Raw genomic sequence first — 18,568 nt, forward strand, 5'->3', positions numbered from 1 at the left:
GGCCGTCAGGCGCTCACGGCGAACGGTGCGAGATCGGCCGCGAGCCGCTCCGACACACGCGCATGCACGACCGTGCCCTGCTCGCTGTGGTCCACCGACAGGAGCATCCCCGTCTCGTGGATCGCCGCGACCAGATCGCCGCGGTCATACGGAACCACCGCGTGAACCTCGACAGCGGGCTTCGGAAGCGCCTCTTCGATGGCTGCTCGAAGCTCCTCGATGCCCTCACCCGAACGCGACGAGACGAAATGCGCTTTGGGCTCGAGGCCCTGCAGCACGAGACGCTCATCGTCGGCGATGAGATCCGCCTTGTTGAAGACGACGATCTCCGGCATGTCACGCACGCCGACGTCGCCCATCACGTCACGCACGGTCTGCAGCTGACCGGCGGGATCGGGGTGCGATCCGTCGACCACGTGCAGCACGACATCCGCCTCGCCGACCTCTTCGAGCGTCGAACGGAACGCCTCCACGAGCTGGTGCGGAAGGTTGCGAACGAACCCGACGGTGTCGGTCAGCGTGTACACACGTCCGTCTGAGGTCTCCGACCGGCGCACCGTCGCGTCCAGCGTCGCGAACAGCGCGTTCTCCACGAGCACCCCGGCGCTCGTCAGAGCGTTGAGCAGGCTCGACTTGCCGGCGTTGGTGTAGCCCGCGATCGCGACGGACGGAATCGTGTTGCGCTTGCGCTCGGCCCGCTTCGCCTCTCGCGCCGGGCCGTAGTCGCGGATCTGTCGGCGCAGCAGCGCCATCTTGGTGCGGATCCGGCGACGGTCGAGCTCGATCTTCGTCTCACCGGGGCCGCGCGAGCCCATACCGGCGCCGCCTGCACCGACCTGGCCACCCGCCTGGCGGCTCATCGAGTCACCCCAGCCGCGCAGACGCGGCAGCAGGTATTCGAGCTGCGCCAGTTCGACCTGCGCCTTGCCCTCGCGGCTCTTGGCGTGCTGACTGAAGATGTCGAGGATCACGGTGGTGCGATCGATGACCTTGACCTTGACGACGTCCTCGAGGGCTCGTCGCTGGCTGGGGGCGAGTTCGGTGTCGGCGATCACGGTGTCGGCGCCGGTGGCTGCGACGATGCCCTTCAGCTCCTGCGCCTTGCCTCGGCCGATGTAGGTCGCGGCATCCGGATGCGGTCGTCGCTGCAGAACGCCGTCGAGCACGACCGCGCCTGCGGTCTCAGCGAGGGCCGCCAGCTCACGAAGCGAGTTCTCCGCATCGTCCTGGGCCCCCTGCGGGTACACGCCGACCAGCACCACGTTCTCGAGGCGCAGCTGCCGGTACTCGACCTCTGTGACATCTTCTAGTTCGGTGGAGAGACCGCCGACGCGCCGCAGCGCATGACGATCCTCGAGGTCCCACTGGTCGCCGTCCGACGAGGCGTGCGAGGCCGTCGACTGGTCTTGCAGCGCCTGCGCGGCGCCGAAGACACGAGCCTCCGTCCGCTTCTCCGCATTCGCGAGTACGCGATTGACTGCTTCGTCACCTGTGGAGTGTGTGGTGGTCTCCGTCATCCGTCCCTAATCTCTGGGTTTTGTTGCGAGCCTTAACCTTAGCCCGCGCTGTCCGCTACGCTCACGGTATGGGGTCCGACCATTACTTCACCGCGGCCCCGGCAAGCCCCGAGAACCTGCGATCGATCCGTGTGACGCTCGCAGGCCGAGAGCTGGACGTCACCACTGCTGGCGGCGTCTTCAGCCCGGATCGGCTGGATGCCGGTACAGCCGTCCTTCTCGCAAACATGCCCCCGGTTCCGCCGGGAGGCCATCTTCTCGACCTCGGAAGCGGGTGGGGGCCCATCACGCTGTCGATGGCGCTGGCTGCGCCCCACGCGACCGTGTGGGCCGTCGACGTGAATGAGCGGGCTCTCGATCTCGTGCGACGCAACGCCGCGGCTCATGGTCTCAAGAACATCAACGCCTCCTTGCCCGAAGATGTTCCCGCCGACGTCACATTCCGCTCGATCCGTTCGAACCCGCCGATCAGAGTGGGCAAGAACGAACTTCACGGACTGCTCGAGAAGTGGATCCCCCGGCTCGACGAGCGCAGCGACGCCTGGCTCGTCGTGCAGCGCAACCTCGGCGCGGATTCGCTGCAACGGTGGATCGGCTCGACGTTCCACCCTGGTTTCAGCGTCCATCGGACCGCCACGTCCAAGGGGTACCGCATCCTGAAGGTGCGCAAGCACGGAACCCCTCCGACCGAGCCGATCACGCTCGTCTGAGCCTTCGCAGCGACGACGTCACCGACCCGCGAGTTCGGGAAGATCGCGCATGTCCGTGAACACGATGGCGCCCTCGCGCTCCAGCCAGTCAGCTGGGGTGAGTCCGCCGGCATAGCCGAGAACACGCATGCCCGCGGCGCGGGCGGCCTGGACTCCGAATCGACTGTCCTCGACCACCACGCAGCGTTCAGGGTCGACTCCGAGCCGCTCAGCCGCGTGCAGGAAGAGATCAGGGGCAGGCTTGCCGTTCGCGACGTCGTCTGCGCTGAAGATCCGTCCGTCGAATCGCGGCAGGAGCCCCGTCTGGCCGAGCGTCCGCCGGATCTTCGCATGGGTGCCACTCGAGGCGACGCACGTGGCCGTCGTGATCTCGTCCAGCGCTGCCTCGACCCCATCCACCGCCGTCAGCTCGCGCGCGAATGCGTCGAGGTACCACGGCTGGTAGGGCGCCTCCCAGTCGTCGGGAAGCGGTCGTCCCCGGTGTGCTTCGACCTCAGCGCGGAAGTGCGCGGAGGAGCGTCCGACTAACCGGTGCAGGATCTCGTCGCGGGAGAGAGACCACCCGAGGTCTGCGAGAACCCTGCGATCCACCTCGATCGACAGCCTCTCGCTGTCTACGAGCACTCCATCACAGTCGAAGATGACCAGGTCGATCTGGCCGGTCGTCGACATCAGATCAGGTCGACCTCGCCGCTGAAGACGAGCTGGGCCGGCCCGGAGAGGGCGACGTGCTCACCGTCCTCTGCAGGGAACATGCGCACACCGAGAGTGCCGCCCGGGACCTCCACGCGCCAGTTGTCGGGTGCCTTCGAGCCGGCCCAGTAGCGCACGGCCAGAGCCGTGGCCGCGACACCCGTGCCGCAGCTCAGGGTCTCCCCCACGCCGCGCTCTGAGACGCGCATCGAGACGTGTCCGATGCCGTCCCTCACCAGCGGCTCCCCCGGGACGACGAACTCGACGTTCGCCCCCGCGGGAGGGGCGGGATCGAGCACGGGAGCGCGGTGCAGCTCGAGAGACGACAGCTCCGCCTCGGAGGCGAGTGCGACCACGACATGCGGATTTCCGACGTCGATGCCCAGACCGGGTCTCGTGACAGGGAGCCCGTCGGCAGTGACGAGCGGGTCATCGCCGGAGAGCTTCCACAGGCCGAGATCCACCTGGTACCCCGTCTCGCTGCGCGTCACGTCGCGGACACCCGCACGCGTTCCGATCGGGAGTGTGGAACCGGGCTCGATCGTGGCGAGGCCGGAGCGCACGAGGTAATGCACGAAGACGCGGATGCCGTTGCCGCACATCTCAGCGATGGACCCGTCTGCATTGCGGTAGTCCATGAACCACTCGGCGGCGGGCTCCTCCGCGAGAGCAGCCTGCCCGTCTGCGATCGCCGCAGAGCGCACCACACGAAGGATGCCGTCGGCGCCGATGCCTCGGTGTCGATCGCAGAGGACGGCGACCTGCTCGGCGCTCAGTTCGAGAGCGCCGTCGGGGTCGGCGATGATGACGAAGTCGTTGCCGGTGCCGTGTCCTTTGGTGAATGCGACCATCCACCCAGTCTAGAGATCGCGGCTATGCGTCGACGATCAGACGCCTGCCCGTGTTCGACACCGAGAATCGCTCGTATCCGAGGTCGTCGTAGAAGCCCAGCGCTTCCTCGTTGCCCTCTCTGACCATGAGCTGCACCTTCGGGCAGCCCATTTCCAGAAGAAGTCGCTCGGCTTCGCGCACGAGAGAGCGCGCGATCCCCTGATGACGGTGCGACCGGGCGGTGGCCAGGTAGTACAGCCATCCCCTGTGCCCGTCGTAACCCGCCATCACGGTGCCGATGATCCGCGCTGATGTCGACCGTTCCTCGTCCTCGACGACCAGGAACAGCTCGGGCTGCACCGTGAGCTTGCGCTCGATGTCGAGCCGGGGGTCGTTCCACGGCCGCGTGAGGCCAGCCTCGGTCCAGAGAGCCACCACAGACTCCGTGTCCGCACGATCGAATGCGCGGACCTCCCAGGTCTCGCCCGAGCTCACAGGAGTCGACGACTCAGCCATGCAGCACACGGTAACGGCCGCACATGAAGTTGCGGTTGCGTGCGACCTCGAGAAGCTCGAGGTCCAGTGCTCTCGGCAGCAACGGCGCCCCCGAGCCGAGTGTCACCGGCGCGTACTGCACCCACACCTCGTCGAGAAGCCCGGCATCGGCGAACTGCCCGGCCAGGTCGCCACCGCCGACGACCCACAGATCCTTGCCCCCGGCGGCGGCGACCATCTCGGAGTGCACGGCGGCGACGTCACCCTGCGCCGCGCGAATGTCAGCGCCGGCCGGAAGCTCGAGCGGTCGGTGGGCGAAGACCCATGTCGGCTGCTCGTACCCCCATCGCCCTTCCTCGTGGCGCATGACCCATTCGTATGTCGATGCTCCCATCGCCAGAGCACCGATCGTCTTCTCGAAGCCGGCGTACGACATGGGTCCTTCTTCGTCGATGTCCTGCTTCAGGAGCCAGTCGAGGGAGTGCTGATCAGTCGCGATAAAACCGTCGATGCTGCTCGCGGTGTAGAAGTGGGTGGCCATTGATCAACCATCTCACCAGGCACCGACATCCAGCCACCGAGATCGGTGAGTCTGCGGGCTCAGGGGGCGACGAGCGAAGCGGCGTCCACCGGTGGTTCGTGCCACGTGAGGCCGGGATAGCGCTTGAACCACGACACCTGGCGGCGGGCGTAGCGGCGGGTGAGCGCCTGTGTCTCGGCGATCGCCTCGGCCTGAGTGAGACGGCCATCGATCTGCGCGAGCGCCTGGCTGTAGCCGATGGCGCGCCGAGCTGTCACGCCGTTCTCGAGCCCCTCGCGACGGAGCCCCTGCACCTCGTCGACCAGGCCCGCTTGCCACATGCGCTCGACGCGAGCGTCCAGCCTCTCGACCAGGGCTCCGCGGTCGACGTGCAGGCCGATGAGACGCGTGTCGGCCTGCCAGAGCGCGGGCTGTTCCGGCAGAGACGCGCCGTGCGTGACGCTGCCCTGCTCGAGGACTTCGAGCGCACGGATCACGCGTCTGGCATTCTTGGGGTCGACGCGGGAGGCCGTCGCGGGATCGAGCTTTCGCAGCCGGTCGAGCATGCCACCGACACCCTCGCTTTCGAGCTCGCGTTCGAGCCGCTCCCGGATCACCGGATCACGCGGCGGGAAGGCGAAGTCGAACACGACGCTGGACACGTACAGACCCGATCCGCCCACGAGGATGGCGTCGGCCCCGCGTCGCTGGATGCCGGTGATCACGGACCGCGCCAGCGGCTGGTACCAGGCGACGGCGGCTTCCTCCTGCACCTCCCGCACGTCGAACAGGTGGTGGGGAATCCCCCTGCGATCGTCCGGGGCCAGTTTCGCCGTGCCGATGTCCATTCCGCGGTAGAGCTGCATGGCGTCGGCGTTCACGATCTCGGCGGCGTTGCCTCGGCTGCGCAGCACCTCAGCGAGATCGAGGGCGAGATCGCTCTTGCCCGTTCCTGTCGCGCCCACGATCGCCCAGAGCCGCGGAACCCTGTCCGCGTCGCTCGACGCCGGATCGGTCATTCCTCGAGCAGTGGTCACCTGCCGACGCGGAGCGTCGGCAGACCGAGGGATACGGCACGCGTGCCATCGCCGGACGTCGGTGCCGGCACTGCACAGGACTCTGCCTGTCCTCGGTCCCAGGCGTCCCCGCCACGCGTGCGACGGATCTGCAACGGGAGGCCTGTCGGGTCGTCTGCGAGCAGGTGGAAGGGCGCCGCATGGGTGATCGTCACCGAGACGACATCACCGGGCCGTGGGACAGCGGAACCGGGAGTGACCTCGAAGTGGACGAGTCGGTTGTCCTCGGCGCGTCCGGTCAGACGGTGGGTCTCGGCATCCTTCTTGCCTTCGCCCGTCGACACGAGGACATCGACCTGGCGTCCGACCTGCTTCTGGTTCTCCTCGAGGGAGATACGCTCCTGAAGCGCCATGAGCCGGTTGTAGCGCTCCTGCACCACAGCCTTGGGAATCTGGTCCTCCATGGTCGCGGCGGGTGTGCCCTCACGGATCGAGTACTGGAACGTGAACGCACTCGAGAACCGGGCCTGTTCGACCACCCGCATCGTGTCTTCGAAGTCCTCCTCCGTCTCACCGGGGAATCCGACGATGATGTCGGTGGTGATCGCGGCGTGCGGAATACGATCACGGACGCGATCGAGGATCCCGAGGAATCTCTCGCTGCGGTACGACCGGCGCATGGCCTTCAGGATGCGGTCGCTGCCGGACTGGAGCGGCATGTGAAGCTGCGGCATCACGTTGGGAGTCTCTGCCATCGCGTCGATCACATCGTCGGTGAAGGCGGCGGGGTGAGGACTCGTGAAGCGGATCCGCTCGAGCCCGTCGATCTCGCCTGCGGCGCGGATCAGCTTGCCGAAAGCCTGGCGATCCCCGAACTCCACGCCGTAGGAGTTGACGTTCTGTCCGAGCAGAGTGACTTCGATGGCGCCGTCTTCGACGAGCAGGCGGATCTCATTGAGGATGTCGCCCGGGCGGCGGTCTTTCTCCTTGCCCCGAAGACTCGGAACGATGCAGAAGGTGCACGTGTTGTTGCACCCGACCGAGATCGACACCCAACCGCTGTGCGCAGAATCGCGCTTCGTCGGAAGCGTCGAGGGGAACACCTCGAGCGACTCCAGGATCTCGAGCTCGGCGTCACCGTTGTGGCGCGCGCGCTCGAGAAGGCCGGGAAGCGAACCCATGTTGTGCGTGCCGAAGACGACGTCGACCCACGGCGCTTTCTCCAGCACGGCCTGCTTGTCCATCTGCGCCAGGCAGCCGCCCACGGCGATCTGCATCCCGTCCTTGCGTCGCTTCACCGAGGCGAGCTGGCCCAGGGTTCCGTAGAGCTTGCCTGCGGCATTGTCGCGCACCGCGCACGTGTTGATGATCACCACGTCGGCCTCGGCACCGTCAGTCACGCGGACATATCCTGCGCTCTCGAGCGAGCCAGAAAGTCGCTCGGAATCGTGGACGTTCATCTGGCAGCCGAAGGTGCGGACCTCGTAGGAGCGCTGGCGTCCATCAAGATCGATTGCTGCGGACGATGACGCGATGATCGTCGGCTCACTGCGAGGGATATTCATGATCCCCCCATTCTACGAGCGGTTGCGCGACACCGCCGCTGAGGTGAGGGGCTCGAGCCCCTCGCCTCAGTCAGTCCGAGTCGACGAATCGAACCCCGGATGAAGACGAGCCGAAAGAGGCCTCAGCAAGGGCAGACTTGGCGGCTGTCATCGCGACCGAGCCGTTGTAGCCACGGCGGGACAGCTGACCGACCAGACGTCGCAGCGCTGTGTCGCCGTCGAGACGAGACATGGCTCGTGCTTTCGAGCGTGCGTACTCGAGTGCGCGCTCGGCGTCATCGTCGGGAACGTCGTCAAGCGCCGCATCGATCACATCGCGAGGGATGCCCCGTTGCGAGAGCGCCCTCGACAGCGCAACTCGCCCCTGCCCCTTGCGCTCGATCCCGGATGTCACCAGCTGGCCGGCGAGGAGCGTGTCGTCGAGGTACCCTCGTCGACAGAAATCATCGATCACATCATCGATCGCACCCGCATCGAGCCGCACGGCGTTCTTCTCATAGCCCCTCAGCACCATCCGCGCTTCCGACAGAGAGAGCGAACGAGTCCGCAGCTTGCGAACGAGGAGCTCTTCTGCGTCGGCACGCAATTGGGAGGGGTCGACGCCCGGGACATCGTCGAATCCCAGATCCTGCGACTGCAACGCGCGCAGACGCGGTGCGGACCGAGCCGCTGCGCCGCGAGCAGGATGTCGCTCACTGGGCCCACGAGAGTCGATGGGCGCGACGGGATTCGAATCGCGGCTCGAGACGCCCCCTGTCGACTGCCACACCCCGGCGTCGGGCGCCGAACGAGCTGTCGCACTTTCAACCTCCGGACCTTCCCGGTCGACCGACTTCGCGCGTGTGTCGTCACGACCGAAAAGGGGGATGATGGGGGCGAGCTGCTCAGGCCCGCCCCCGCCATCACTCATGGTTCACTCCGGGTGTTCCCCAACCGCGAACCATCACGCTCATGCCGGACGACGCTCGGCGAGCTCGTCAGCAGGCGCCTCGGTGGCTCCTCCGATGCCGAGCTTCTGCTTGATCTGCGTCTCGATCGCAAGCGCGACATCGGGGTTCTTGAGGAGGAACGTCCGCGCGTTCTCCTTGCCCTGGCCCAGCTGGTCGCCGTCGTAGGTGTACCACGATCCGGACTTCTTCACGATGGCGTGCTCGACACCGAAGTCGATCAGGCTGCCCTCGCGCGAGATGCCGACGCCATACAGGATGTCGAACTCCGCCTGCTTGAACGGCGGTGCCATCTTGTTCTTCACCACCTTGACCCTGGTGCGGTTTCCGACTGCATCGGTGCCGTCCTTCAGCGTCTCGATGCGGCGGATGTCCATGCGAACCGACGCGTAGAACTTCAGCGCCTTTCCACCCGCGGTGGTCTCGGGCGATCCGAAGAAGACGCCGATCTTCTCGCGCAGCTGGTTGATGAAGATCATCGTGGTGTTCGTCTGGTTGAGTCCACCCGTGAGCTTTCGCAGTGCCTGCGACATCAGTCGAGCCTGCAGACCCACGTGGGAGTCACCCATCTCGCCCTCGATCTCAGCCCGAGGCACGAGAGCCGCGACGGAGTCGATGACGATCAGATCGATGGCGCCGGAGCGGACGAGCATGTCCGCGATCTCGAGCGCCTGCTCACCCGTATCGGGCTGCGAGACGAGAAGAGCGTCGATGTCGACACCGAGCTTCGCGGCGTAGTCGGGGTCGAGCGCATGCTCGGCATCGATGAAGGCGGCGATCCCGCCGGCACGCTGGGCGTTTGCAATCGCGTGCAGCGTGAGCGTCGTCTTACCCGAGGACTCGGGGCCGTAGATCTCGACGATTCGTCCACGCGGGAGCCCTCCGACGCCGAGGGCGACATCGAGAGCGATCGAACCGGTCGGAATGACGGCGACGGGTGCGCGCTCGTCGCTGCCCAGTCGCATGACCGAGCCCTTTCCGAACTGACGGTCGATCTGGGCAAGTGCAGTCTCGAGGGACTTCTCGCGGTCAGCGGGTGATGGCATGACGTGCTCCTTATGCTCGCGTGGTGCCGCCTGTAGGCTGTCGCGGTCCTCCCGGCTGGGCGGAACTCTCCGACAAGGCGTATGGCTCTTCGGCTTGCTGTTCACCGTACGAGGGGCCTCGGACATTGCGTCGTCAGCTCCGCGAATCAGGGAGAACACCGTCTCCGAACCACTTGTGCAGAAGACTACGCCCGTTTCGAACACATATTCGACGACACGCCGTCACGGCATGTCGTTAGTCGAACGCTCGTCGTATGCGTCGGAGGGTCATCGCTTGCGCGGCTCGAGGCGCCCGGCGCCGTGCCGCCGCTCCTGAGGCACATCGGTCTCGGCGCACAGCGCCAGCCAGATGTCACGCGGTGGAACGCCCGCGTCCAGAGCCTGGTCCGCAGTGCGTCCGGCGAGCTGGGTCAGAATGAGGTCACTGACGAGCGACGACCCTCGACCACCGAATTCCGCGTCGACTGCGCGGAGGAACTCACTGCGACGCATCAGAGAACGAAGAGAATCCGACGCTCAGTGAAGCGAAAGCTCTGGCTCGACGGAAGCCACGAGGTCATCGGGAACGACATCGGGGAAGACCTGGATGCCCTCGAGGACGGAGATGCGGTCGCCGACCTCTCGCATGATGATCGAGATGGGAACATCCAGAGCATCGGCCACCGAGGCGAGAATCTCGCTCGACGCCTCTTTCTGGCCCCGCTCGACCTCACTGAGATAGCCCAGGGCCACGGATGCCTTGCTTGCAACCTGCCGGAGCGTACGCCCCTTCTGCAGGCGGAAGTCCCTCAGCACATCGCCGATTTCCTGTCGCACAAGAATCATCGGAACCTCCTCCCAGATCGCCTTCTCGAGGTCTCCCTCGAGGAGACCGCCAGTCTAGTCCTACCGACCTTCACAAAATCTACCTTCGCACGCTGTGCTTTCGGTGTGAGCACAAAGGACATAACGGAACCCGCGCATCAGCTATTCCCGCAGGATCCGCGCGAGCATGGCCACGGCCGCATCGACCGTCTGAGCGCGGACCTGGGCGCGATCGCCGTCGAACCTGAATGCCTCGCTCACGGACGTGTACGGGGTCACCACGGCGATGTGCACCGTGCCGACGGGCTGACCGTCGGGTGAATCCGGTCCCGCGATCCCCGTGGTCGAGACGCCGACGTCAGCAGGGACTCCGGAGACCTGCAGCGCGCGACGCGCCCCAGCCGCCATCTGCAGCGCCACGTCGGGGTGCACGGGCCCGTGCGCATCGAGCAGGCCGTCGTCGACCCCCAGAAGCGTGTGCTTCACAGGGGTGGCGTAGGCGACGATCGCTCCGCGCAGCGACGCCGACGCGCCTGGCACCGAGACGAATTCCGCAGCGAGAGCCCCGCCCGACAGCGACTCCGCGATACCGAGGGTCCAGCCACGCTCGATCAGCGCGGCGAGCACCTCCGACGCCGACGCCGACGTCACGACGGCTGCCGTGCCCCTCGCACCTGCGCCACGATGTAGTCGATGCCACTCGCGACGGTGAGGATCAGCGCCAGGATCATCAGGATCGCCGTTCCGACCACCCACAGCTGGGGTCCTATCACCACGTGCAGCGGGAGCAACGCCCAGGAAAGAGCCACGGCCTGAACCGCGGTCTTGATCTTGCCCATCCACGCGGCCGCCACGACGTGCTCCTTCGCGACCATGAGGCGGTGGATCGTGATGCCCCACTCGCGGATCAGGATCACGATCACGACCCACCAGTTGAGCTCCCCGAGCACGGCGAGTCCGATGAAGCCCGCTCCCGTGAGCAGCTTGTCAGCGATCGGATCCCACAGCTTGCCGAAGTCGGTGACGATGTTGTGGCGACGCGCGAGGTAGCCGTCGACCCAGTCGGTGGAGATGCCCACGACGAACAGGATCGCCGCAACCCAACGGATGACGATGTCATCGAGCCCGTAGGTACCGCCCATCAGGAGCAGGATGAAGAAGATCACCGCAAGCGGTATACGCGCGATGGTGATCGCGTTGGGGAGCTGCCGTGGAATAGCCATCAGTCTCGTCCTGTCAGTCCCCAGGCGTCTTCGTCGCCGTCGTCTTCAGCTTCGACCACCGGCAGCCCCTGGAACTGGGCCTCGACCGGGTCGTGCGGTGCTCCGGCCGCGGTTGCGGCAGAAGTGGGAGCGGCCGGCTTCGGTGGAGCGTCGTCGCCGCGCAGTTTCGCCATGACCTGGGGCAGCTGCTCGGCCGTCGCCAGCACGTCACGCGCCTTGGAGCCCTCAGACGGGCCGACGATCTCTCGCGACTCGAGGAGGTCCATCAGGCGACCCGCCTTGGCGAATCCGACGCGCAGCTTGCGCTGCAGCATGGATGTCGATCCGAACTGCGACGACACGATGAGTTCGGCGGCCGCGAGGAGAAGCTCGAGATCGTCCCCGATGTCCTCGTCGACCTCCTTCTTCTTCGTGGGCTCGAGTGCTTCCTGCACGTCCGCGCGGTAGTCGGGACGAGCCTGACGGGTGACGTGCTTGACGACCGCGTCGATCTCCTTCTCGTCGACCCACGCTCCCTGCAGACGGAACGGCTTGGATGATCCCATCGGCGAGAACAGCGCGTCGCCCTGGCCGATGAGCTTGTCGGCACCGGGGCTGTCGAGGATCACTCGGCTGTCTGTGACGCTCGTCACCGCGAACGCGAGGCGCGACGGGACGTTGGCCTTGATCAGACCGGTCACGACGTCGACGCTGGGGCGCTGGGTGGCGAGCACCAGGTGGATGCCGGATGCTCGCGCGAGCTGGGTGATGCGGACGATCGAATCCTCCACATCGCGCGGGGCGACCATCATCAGGTCTGCGAGCTCGTCGACGACCACCAGCAGGTACGGGTACGGCTTGAGCACGCGTTCGCTGCCGACAGGGAGCTCGACCTCACCGGCGCGCACCGCCCGGTTGAAGTCGTCGATGTGGCGGAATCCGAACGACGCGAGGTCGTCGTACCGCATGTCCATCTCCTTCACGACCCACTGCAGCGCCTCGGCGGCCTTCTTGGGATTCGTGATGATGGGCGTGATCAGGTGCGGAACGCCCGCATAGCTCGTCAGCTCCACCCGCTTCGGGTCGATCAGGACCATCCGCACGTCCGTGGGCCGAGCGCGCATGAGCAGGCTCGTGATCATCGAGTTGACGAAGCTGGACTTACCCGACCCTGTGGAACCGGCGACCAGGAGGTGCGGCATCTTCGCGAGGTTCGCGATGACGATGTTGCCGCCGACGTCTTTTCCGACGCCGATCGTCATCGGATGCGTGCTCTTGTGCGCCGCGGGCGACCGCAGCACATCGCCGAGCGCGACCATCTCCTTGTCGGCGTTGGGGATCTCGATGCCGATCGCGCTCTTGCCCGGGATCGGCGAGAGGATACGCACATCGTTGGACGCGACCGCGTAGGCGAAGTTGTTGCTCAGCTGGAGGATCTTCTCGACCTTGACACCGTGGCCGACCTCCACCTCGTACTGGGTGACTGTCGGGCCACGAGAGAATCCGGTGACCTTCGCGTCGACCTTGAACTGGGTCAGCACGCTCGTGATCTGTTCGATCACCTTGTCGGTCGCTTCAGAACGCATGACCGGCGGCGGTCCTTCGACCAGCAGCCCCGGCGAGGGAAGCACGTAGGGGGTCACGGGCGCCTGCGGCCCCTTCTCCCCCGGCCCCGGGGTTCCGAAGCCGTCGAGTCCCGGCAGCTCGGGCATCTCGCCCGTGTCGGACTCGTCGTCGAGGAGCGCCGTGGTCTGCTGCCCGGCCAACGACTCGGTCACCGAGCGCACGTCGGACAGCACCTCCGTCGCGGCATCCGAGGCGTTCTCCACGACGACGGCCTGGTCGTATGCAGGAGTCGGCTCCGAGGTGGTGAGCAGAGCGGTGATGTCGTCGGATCCGAGAGTGCCCTCGTCGGGGTCCTCCTCGCGGCCGGTCTTGTTGCGTCGCCACCATGGCAGGACATCAGGATCGTCGACCTTGTCTGCCTCGTCGATCGCAGCGGCATCCTTCGCGGGCTTCTCAGGCCGCTCGGCGTCGAACATCCACGCATAGAGATCCCCGAGCCGCTGACCGATGCGGTTCGGCGGAGTCTTGGTCAGGATCAGGACGCTGAGAGCAGCGACCACCGACAGCACGATGTACGCGCCCACCGGGGTGAGGTACGACAGCGGCTCCCCGAGCATCCACCCGAACAGCCCGCCTGCCTCGCTGAGTGCGGGCATGCCGTCCTTGGGCTGCGGTCGCACGAGCAGGCCCGCGGAATCGATGCGGCCGGCCGCGGTATGGCAGAAGCCCGCGAGGGCGAGGATGAAAAGTCCGAACCCGATGCCGATTCGACCGTTGTCGTGAACCGACGAGGGATGCCGGAACAGCCAGCCGGCGAGCAGCAGGAGCAGGACCGGCATGACGAAGGCCACGCGTCCGACGAGAAGCCCTACCGAGTAGGCGCTGATGTTGGCAGCGACCTCGTTGCCGATGAAGAACCATTCGTTGACCGCACCGGCGATCGCCAGCAGCACGAGCAGGAACGGGAAGCCGTCGCGCCGATCGTCCTTCTCGAGGGTCTCGGGTCCGAAGGCTCGGAACAGTCCGCCGACACCGTGGGCGAGCCCGTTCCAGGCCCGCACCGCCACCGGGGGCTTGTCGATCTCGTCGATGTACTTCTTGGGCGCTGCCTGAGCCTTCGGAGCAGCCTGCCTCTTCGGGCGAGGCGTGGCGCTCTCGGACGCGCGCGCTGACTTCGTGGTACTCCTGGCCATACTCTCACGTTACGTCCAGAGGGCGACATAGGCCCGTAATGACGCGGCATTCCGCGGTCTTCCGCCGGCGGGCGGCGATGGTTCAGGACGTGCGGTACACCATCGTGTCGCGGACGCTCCCTGCGTCGGTGACCACGAAGCCCTCCGATCGGTACAGGGTCCGCGCGAAGTTGTCCCGTTCCACGCTGAGGCTGAGCCGAGGGTGCCCTTGGTCACGAGCGTGGACCACGAGACGTCGGAGCAGCGTGCGACCGACTCCGTGAGCACGCCAGATCGGCTGCACGCCGATGATGAGCTCCGGCACGGCGGTCCCGACGAATCCGAAACCCGCGTCGTCCGGCGACAGCATGCGATACCACGCGGCGCCGATCGGGCGCCCGTCGGCATCGACGGCGAGGAAGCCCGCATCCGCCGGCCGCATCCATCCGGCCACATAGCGCCGGTGCTCGACCGCGGTGAGGATCTCGTGGCGTGGTCGTGCTCCGCCCGAACGCCAATTCGCCGCCTCGACGACCATGTCGCCGAGGAAGCTCCCGTCCGCCTGTACGGCGGGTCGGATCGAGAAGACGTCCGGCATGAGGTGAGCGTACGCCGCCGGCGTTACAGCCGAGTGTCGGTCGACTGTGAACCCGCAGGCGACGCAGCTCCGATCACGCCTCGATGACGAGTGGGACGATCATCGGACGACGACGCAGCTTCTGGTTGACCCAGCGCCCGATCGTGCGGCGGATGACCTGCGAAAGCGCATGGGTGTCGCGCACGCCGTTGCCGGAGGCTTCCTTGAGCGCTGCGATGATCTTCGGCGTCACGTCGTCGAAGACGGAATCGTCTTCAGCGATGCCGCGCGCGTGGATCTCGGGTCCCGAGATGATGCGCCCCGTCGCGGCGTCGACGACGACGATCACCGAGACGAAGCCCTCTTCAGCCAGGATCCGGCGGTCCTTGAGGTCGGCGTCGGTGATCGCGCCGACAGTCGAGCCGTCGACATACACGAACCCGAGGTCGAGCTGACCGACGACGCGAGCGTCGCCGTCCTTCAGATCGATGACGGTGCCGTTCGAGGCGATGATGGTGCGCTCGGCGTCGATCCCCGTGTCCTGAGCCAGTTTCGCGTTCGCGATCAGGTGACGGTACTCGCCGTGGACGGGAAGCACGTTCTTGGGCTTGAGGATGTTGTAGCAGTAGATCAGCTCGCCGGCTGCGGCGTGCCCCGAGACGTGCACCTTGGCGTTGGCCTTGTGCACGACGTTCGCGCCGAGCTTGGTCAGTCCGTCGATCACGCGGTACACAGCGTTCTCGTTCCCGGGGATCAGGCTGGAGGCCAGGATCACGGTGTCGCCCTCACCGGGCTCGATCGCGTGGTCGAGGTTGGCCATCCGGCTGAGGACGGCCATGGGCTCGCCCTGCGAGCCGGTCGACATGTAGACGATCTTGTCGTCGGGAAGGTCTCGCGCCTTCTTGTAGTCGATCAGCAGGCCGCTCGGCACCTTCAGGTAGCCCAGGTCCTCGGCGATCGTCATGTTGCGCAGCATGCTGCGCCCCAGCAGTGCCACCCGGCGCCCGTGCGCCGCTGCGGCGTCGAGGACCTGCTGCACCCGGTGCACATGGCTGGAGAAGCTCGCGACGATGACGCGCCTGGGAGCCTTGCCGATGACCTGGTCGAGCACGGGTCCGATCGAGCGCTCGGTGGGCGTGAAGCCCGGCACGTCGGCGTTGGTCGAGTCGACGAGGAAGAGGTCGACTCCCTCCTCGCCCAGGCGGGCGAAGGCACGGAGGTCGGTGATGCGTCCGTCGAGCGGCAGCTGATCCATCTTGAAGTCGCCGGTCGCCAGCACGAGGCCGGCGGGGGTGCGGATCGCGACGGCGAGGGCATCGGGGATCGAGTGGTTGACCGCGACGAACTCGAGGTCGAACGGTCCGACCTTCTCGCGCTGCCCCTCTTTCACGGTGAGCGTGTACGCCTTGATGCGGTGTTCCTTGAGCTTCGCCTCGACGAGCGCGAGGGTGAGGCCGGAACCGATCACGGGGATGTCGCTCTTCAGACGGAGCAGATACGGGACCGCGCCGATGTGGTCTTCGTGCCCGTGTGTGAGGACGACGCCGACGATGTCGTCGAGGCGGCCCTTGATCGGCTCGAAGTCGGGCAGGATCAGGTCGACACCCGGCTGGTGCTCCTCAGGGAAGAGCACGCCGCAATCGACGATCAGGATCTTGCCGTCGAACTCGAAGATGGTCATGTTGCGACCGATCTCGCCGAGGCCGCCGAGTGGGGTGACCCGCAGCGTCCCCTCGTCGAGTGCTGCGGGTTCTGCGATCGGGGTGGACATGCTGTCTCCTCAGTCGGACACTCCACGCGTCCGTTCGTTCGTTGTGACGCGGCTCGCCGCGCCCGGTGTCAGCGGGTCGTGCCGTGCACCTTCGGCAGGGCACCGCCCGCGGCCGCGTTGCGGTCGGGGCGGAAGTTGGAGAAGTCTGCGCCGGGGACGTCCTTCACGAGATCGAGCTCGTCCTCGATGAGAGCGGCCTCCCACTCTTCGGGACCGACGAGCGGCAGACGGACGCGAGGGCTCGAGATACGGCCGAGCCCGTGCAGGATGTACTTCGCCGCGACGGTGCCCGGCACGTGCGTCATGACGGCGCGCACGAGAGGCTCGAGCCGCTTGTGCTCAGCGGTCGCGGTCGTGAGGTCGCCGCGGTTGACGGCATCGATGATGGTCCGGTACGGCGCTGCCGCGACATTCGCGGTCACCCCGATCAGACCGGTCGCGCCGATCGCGAGGTGCGGCAGCACGTTGGCATCGTCACCCGAGAAGTACATGAGGTCGGTCTGATTCAAGACGCGGCTCACCTCGGAGAAGTCGCCCTTGGCGTCCTTCACGGCGAGGATGTTCGGGTGCTTCGCGAGCCGGAGGATGGTCTCGTACTTGATCGGCACGCCCGTGCGACCGGGGATGTCGTAGAGGATCACCGGGAGATCGGTGGCATCGGCCACGAGCCGGAAGTGGGTCAGGATGCCGGCCTGCGTCGGCTTGTTGTAATACGGCGTGACGATCATGATGCCGTCTGCGCCGGCCTTCTCACTCGCCTTGTACAGCTCGATCGCGTGCGCGGTCTCGTTGGATCCGCCGCCCGTGATGATCTTGGCGCGGCCGGCGGACACCGACTTCCCGACCTCGACGAGCTTGAGCTTCTCGGGGTCCGTCAGGGTCGAGGTCTCGCCGGTCGTTCCCGTCACGACGATCCCGTCAGCACCGGCGGTGATGACGTCATCGATGTGCTTCTCGACGGCGGGCCAATCGACTTCACCGTCGGCCGTCATCGGAGTGACGAGCGCGACGAGAACCTGTCCGAAAGGGTTGCCCGAGTGCGTCATGCCCCCAGCGTATCGGTTCGCGTGCCGCTCACCCAGACGGGGCCGGGCGGATGACGTCTCCGCGGGCGATCTCGATCTTCTCGCGGAGCACCAGACCGGACAGCTCTCCGACCGTCACCTCTTTCACGTGCTTCCGGAACATCTCGATGCCGGTGATCCGCGTCTGCGCCTGCAGAGCTCCGTCGCGCACCACCACGATGTCGTCATCCACTCGCAGCACGCCAGACGTGACCGTGCCCGTCGCCACTGTTCCGCGTCCGGTGATGGTGAAGACGTCCTCGACCAGGAACTCGGTCGACCCCGAGGGCACCGACAGCGAAGCGGGCGCCGGAACGCGAGTGCTGTCGCCCGTCGCCGTCTCCCCCGCGACGCCGGAGGTCATCGCAGCGAGTCGCGCGGCCTCCGCTTCGTTGTATCGGCGCAGCATCTCGTTGGCATCCTCAGAGTCGCGCTTGCGCCCGAACAACCATCCCATGCAGTCGATACTAGGGATCCGAATAGGCTCGACTCCATGGCATGGGTCACACGCGCGTCGTCGACGGTGTACGAGAACCGGTGGATCGAGGTGCGCGAGGACCAGGTCACGGGCCCCGCGGGCGACGGGATCTACGGCGTGGTGACAATGCGGCATCCGGCGGTCTTCGTGGTCGCGCTCGATGACGAGGACCGCGTCTGCCTCGTCTCCCTCGAGCGCTACACGACAGGCATCTCGATCGAGGTGCCTGCCGGGGGAAGCGACGGCGAAGATCTGCTCGTGGCCGCGCAGCGAGAGCTGCTCGAGGAGACGGGGTTCGTCGCCGACGAGTGGACGTCGCTCGGGACCATGAACGCGCTCAACGGGATCGCCCACGCACCCGAGCATGTGTTCCTCGCCCGCGCCATGACACGGGCGGATGACTCGACGCACACCCGAGCGGAGGAGGGCATCGACGCCGTCACCTGGGTGCCTTTCTCCGAGGCGCTCAGCATGATCGCGGACGGCCGGATCACCGATGGAGAGACCGTGGCAGCGATCGCCTACGCCGGCATCCGCCTCGGTAGATTCCGCTGAGCCACGCACCGATCGCTCGCGCCGGAATGCCGTCGGCCT

20 protein-coding genes are annotated in these 18,568 nt (G+C 66.5%); 2 read left to right on the forward strand and 18 right to left on the reverse strand.

All coding sequences use genetic code 11. The features are described 5' to 3' along the window. Window positions 1-5: 5 nt before the first annotated feature. Window positions 6-1,517 (reverse strand): GTPase HflX, encoded by a 1,512-nt coding sequence (hflX, locus tag OPU70_RS03755; RefSeq protein ID WP_498557175.1) that lies wholly within the window; start codon window positions 1,515-1,517, stop codon window positions 6-8. A gap of 68 nt (window positions 1,518-1,585) precedes the next feature. Between hflX and OPU70_RS03760 the strand changes: the two genes are divergently transcribed. Further along, complete coding sequence (locus tag OPU70_RS03760) at window positions 1,586-2,227, forward strand: class I SAM-dependent methyltransferase (protein WP_042541762.1); 642 nt, start codon at window positions 1,586-1,588, stop codon at window positions 2,225-2,227. A gap of 18 nt (window positions 2,228-2,245) precedes the next feature. Here OPU70_RS03760 and OPU70_RS03765 read toward each other — a convergent pair whose 3' ends face one another. The 17 genes from OPU70_RS03765 to OPU70_RS03845 form a co-directional block, all read right to left on the reverse strand. Continuing rightward, window positions 2,246-2,899: an HAD family hydrolase gene (locus OPU70_RS03765; RefSeq protein WP_498557176.1), complete on the reverse strand. Its 654-nt coding sequence runs from the start codon at window positions 2,897-2,899 to the stop codon at window positions 2,246-2,248. Next, window positions 2,899-3,771, reverse strand: a complete 873-nt coding sequence (gene dapF / locus OPU70_RS03770; protein WP_079112691.1) for a diaminopimelate epimerase — start codon at window positions 3,769-3,771, stop codon at window positions 2,899-2,901. The genes OPU70_RS03765 and dapF overlap by 1 nt, the downstream gene beginning before the upstream one ends. A 22-nt stretch (window positions 3,772-3,793) precedes the next feature. Next, the gene (locus OPU70_RS03775; RefSeq protein WP_079112690.1) at window positions 3,794-4,267 is read right to left on the reverse strand and encodes a GNAT family acetyltransferase; all 474 of its coding nucleotides are present in this window, start codon (window positions 4,265-4,267) and stop codon (window positions 3,794-3,796) included. Next, on the reverse strand, window positions 4,260-4,787 hold the full coding sequence (locus tag OPU70_RS03780) for a dihydrofolate reductase family protein (RefSeq protein WP_042541766.1): 528 nt from the start codon (window positions 4,785-4,787) through the stop codon (window positions 4,260-4,262). Before OPU70_RS03780 ends, OPU70_RS03775 begins: the two co-directional genes overlap by 8 nt. 59 nt (window positions 4,788-4,846) lie before the next feature. Beyond that, a complete protein-coding gene (miaA, locus tag OPU70_RS03785) occupies window positions 4,847-5,785 on the reverse strand; it encodes a tRNA (adenosine(37)-N6)-dimethylallyltransferase MiaA (RefSeq protein ID WP_042541767.1) in 939 nt (312 codons plus the stop codon). Window positions 5,786-5,799: 14 nt separating this feature from the next. Then, window positions 5,800-7,347, reverse strand: coding sequence for a tRNA (N6-isopentenyl adenosine(37)-C2)-methylthiotransferase MiaB (gene miaB, locus OPU70_RS03790; protein WP_498557177.1), 1,548 nt, complete (start codon window positions 7,345-7,347; stop codon window positions 5,800-5,802). A gap of 70 nt (window positions 7,348-7,417) precedes the next feature. Next, entirely contained in the window at window positions 7,418-7,987 is a 570-nt protein-coding gene (locus tag OPU70_RS03795; protein WP_498557178.1) for a regulatory protein RecX, read from the reverse strand. Window positions 7,988-8,296: 309 nt separating this feature from the next. Beyond that, on the reverse strand, window positions 8,297-9,340 hold the full coding sequence (gene recA / locus OPU70_RS03800; RefSeq protein ID WP_042541770.1) for a recombinase RecA: 1,044 nt from the start codon (window positions 9,338-9,340) through the stop codon (window positions 8,297-8,299). A 267-nt stretch (window positions 9,341-9,607) separates the two neighbouring features. Beyond that, window positions 9,608-9,832, reverse strand: a complete 225-nt coding sequence (locus OPU70_RS03805) for a DUF3046 domain-containing protein (protein ID WP_042541771.1) — start codon at window positions 9,830-9,832, stop codon at window positions 9,608-9,610. A gap of 24 nt (window positions 9,833-9,856) precedes the next feature. Next, complete coding sequence (locus tag OPU70_RS03810) at window positions 9,857-10,165, reverse strand: helix-turn-helix domain-containing protein (protein ID WP_042541772.1); 309 nt, start codon at window positions 10,163-10,165, stop codon at window positions 9,857-9,859. Between the two features lie 141 nt (window positions 10,166-10,306). Then, entirely contained in the window at window positions 10,307-10,795 is a 489-nt protein-coding gene (locus tag OPU70_RS03815; protein WP_042541773.1) for a CinA family protein, read from the reverse strand. Further along, window positions 10,792-11,367, reverse strand: a complete 576-nt coding sequence (pgsA, locus tag OPU70_RS03820; protein ID WP_056376621.1) for a CDP-diacylglycerol--glycerol-3-phosphate 3-phosphatidyltransferase — start codon at window positions 11,365-11,367, stop codon at window positions 10,792-10,794. Before pgsA ends, OPU70_RS03815 begins: the two co-directional genes overlap by 4 nt. Further along, window positions 11,367-14,105 (reverse strand): FtsK/SpoIIIE family DNA translocase, encoded by a 2,739-nt coding sequence (locus tag OPU70_RS03825; RefSeq protein WP_079112685.1) that lies wholly within the window; start codon window positions 14,103-14,105, stop codon window positions 11,367-11,369. Before OPU70_RS03825 ends, pgsA begins: the two co-directional genes overlap by 1 nt. A gap of 82 nt (window positions 14,106-14,187) precedes the next feature. Continuing rightward, window positions 14,188-14,682, reverse strand: coding sequence for a GNAT family N-acetyltransferase (locus OPU70_RS03830; protein ID WP_042541776.1), 495 nt, complete (start codon window positions 14,680-14,682; stop codon window positions 14,188-14,190). Window positions 14,683-14,755: 73 nt separating this feature from the next. Continuing rightward, entirely contained in the window at window positions 14,756-16,432 is a 1,677-nt protein-coding gene (locus OPU70_RS03835) for a ribonuclease J (RefSeq protein ID WP_042541777.1), read from the reverse strand. Window positions 16,433-16,500: 68 nt separating this feature from the next. Beyond that, window positions 16,501-17,478: a 4-hydroxy-tetrahydrodipicolinate synthase gene (gene dapA, locus OPU70_RS03840; protein ID WP_042541778.1), complete on the reverse strand. Its 978-nt coding sequence runs from the start codon at window positions 17,476-17,478 to the stop codon at window positions 16,501-16,503. 28 nt (window positions 17,479-17,506) lie between these two features. Next, window positions 17,507-17,953, reverse strand: a complete 447-nt coding sequence (locus OPU70_RS03845; RefSeq protein ID WP_082508924.1) for an EF-Tu/IF-2/RF-3 family GTPase — start codon at window positions 17,951-17,953, stop codon at window positions 17,507-17,509. Window positions 17,954-17,989: 36 nt separating this feature from the next. On the opposite strand from OPU70_RS03845, the gene OPU70_RS03850 reads away from it, so the two are divergent. Then, entirely contained in the window at window positions 17,990-18,529 is a 540-nt protein-coding gene (locus tag OPU70_RS03850; RefSeq protein ID WP_498557179.1) for an NUDIX domain-containing protein, read from the forward strand. Window positions 18,530-18,568 lie beyond the last annotated feature (39 nt).

Source organism: Microbacterium sp. SWDP-B6, assembly GCF_059803615.1.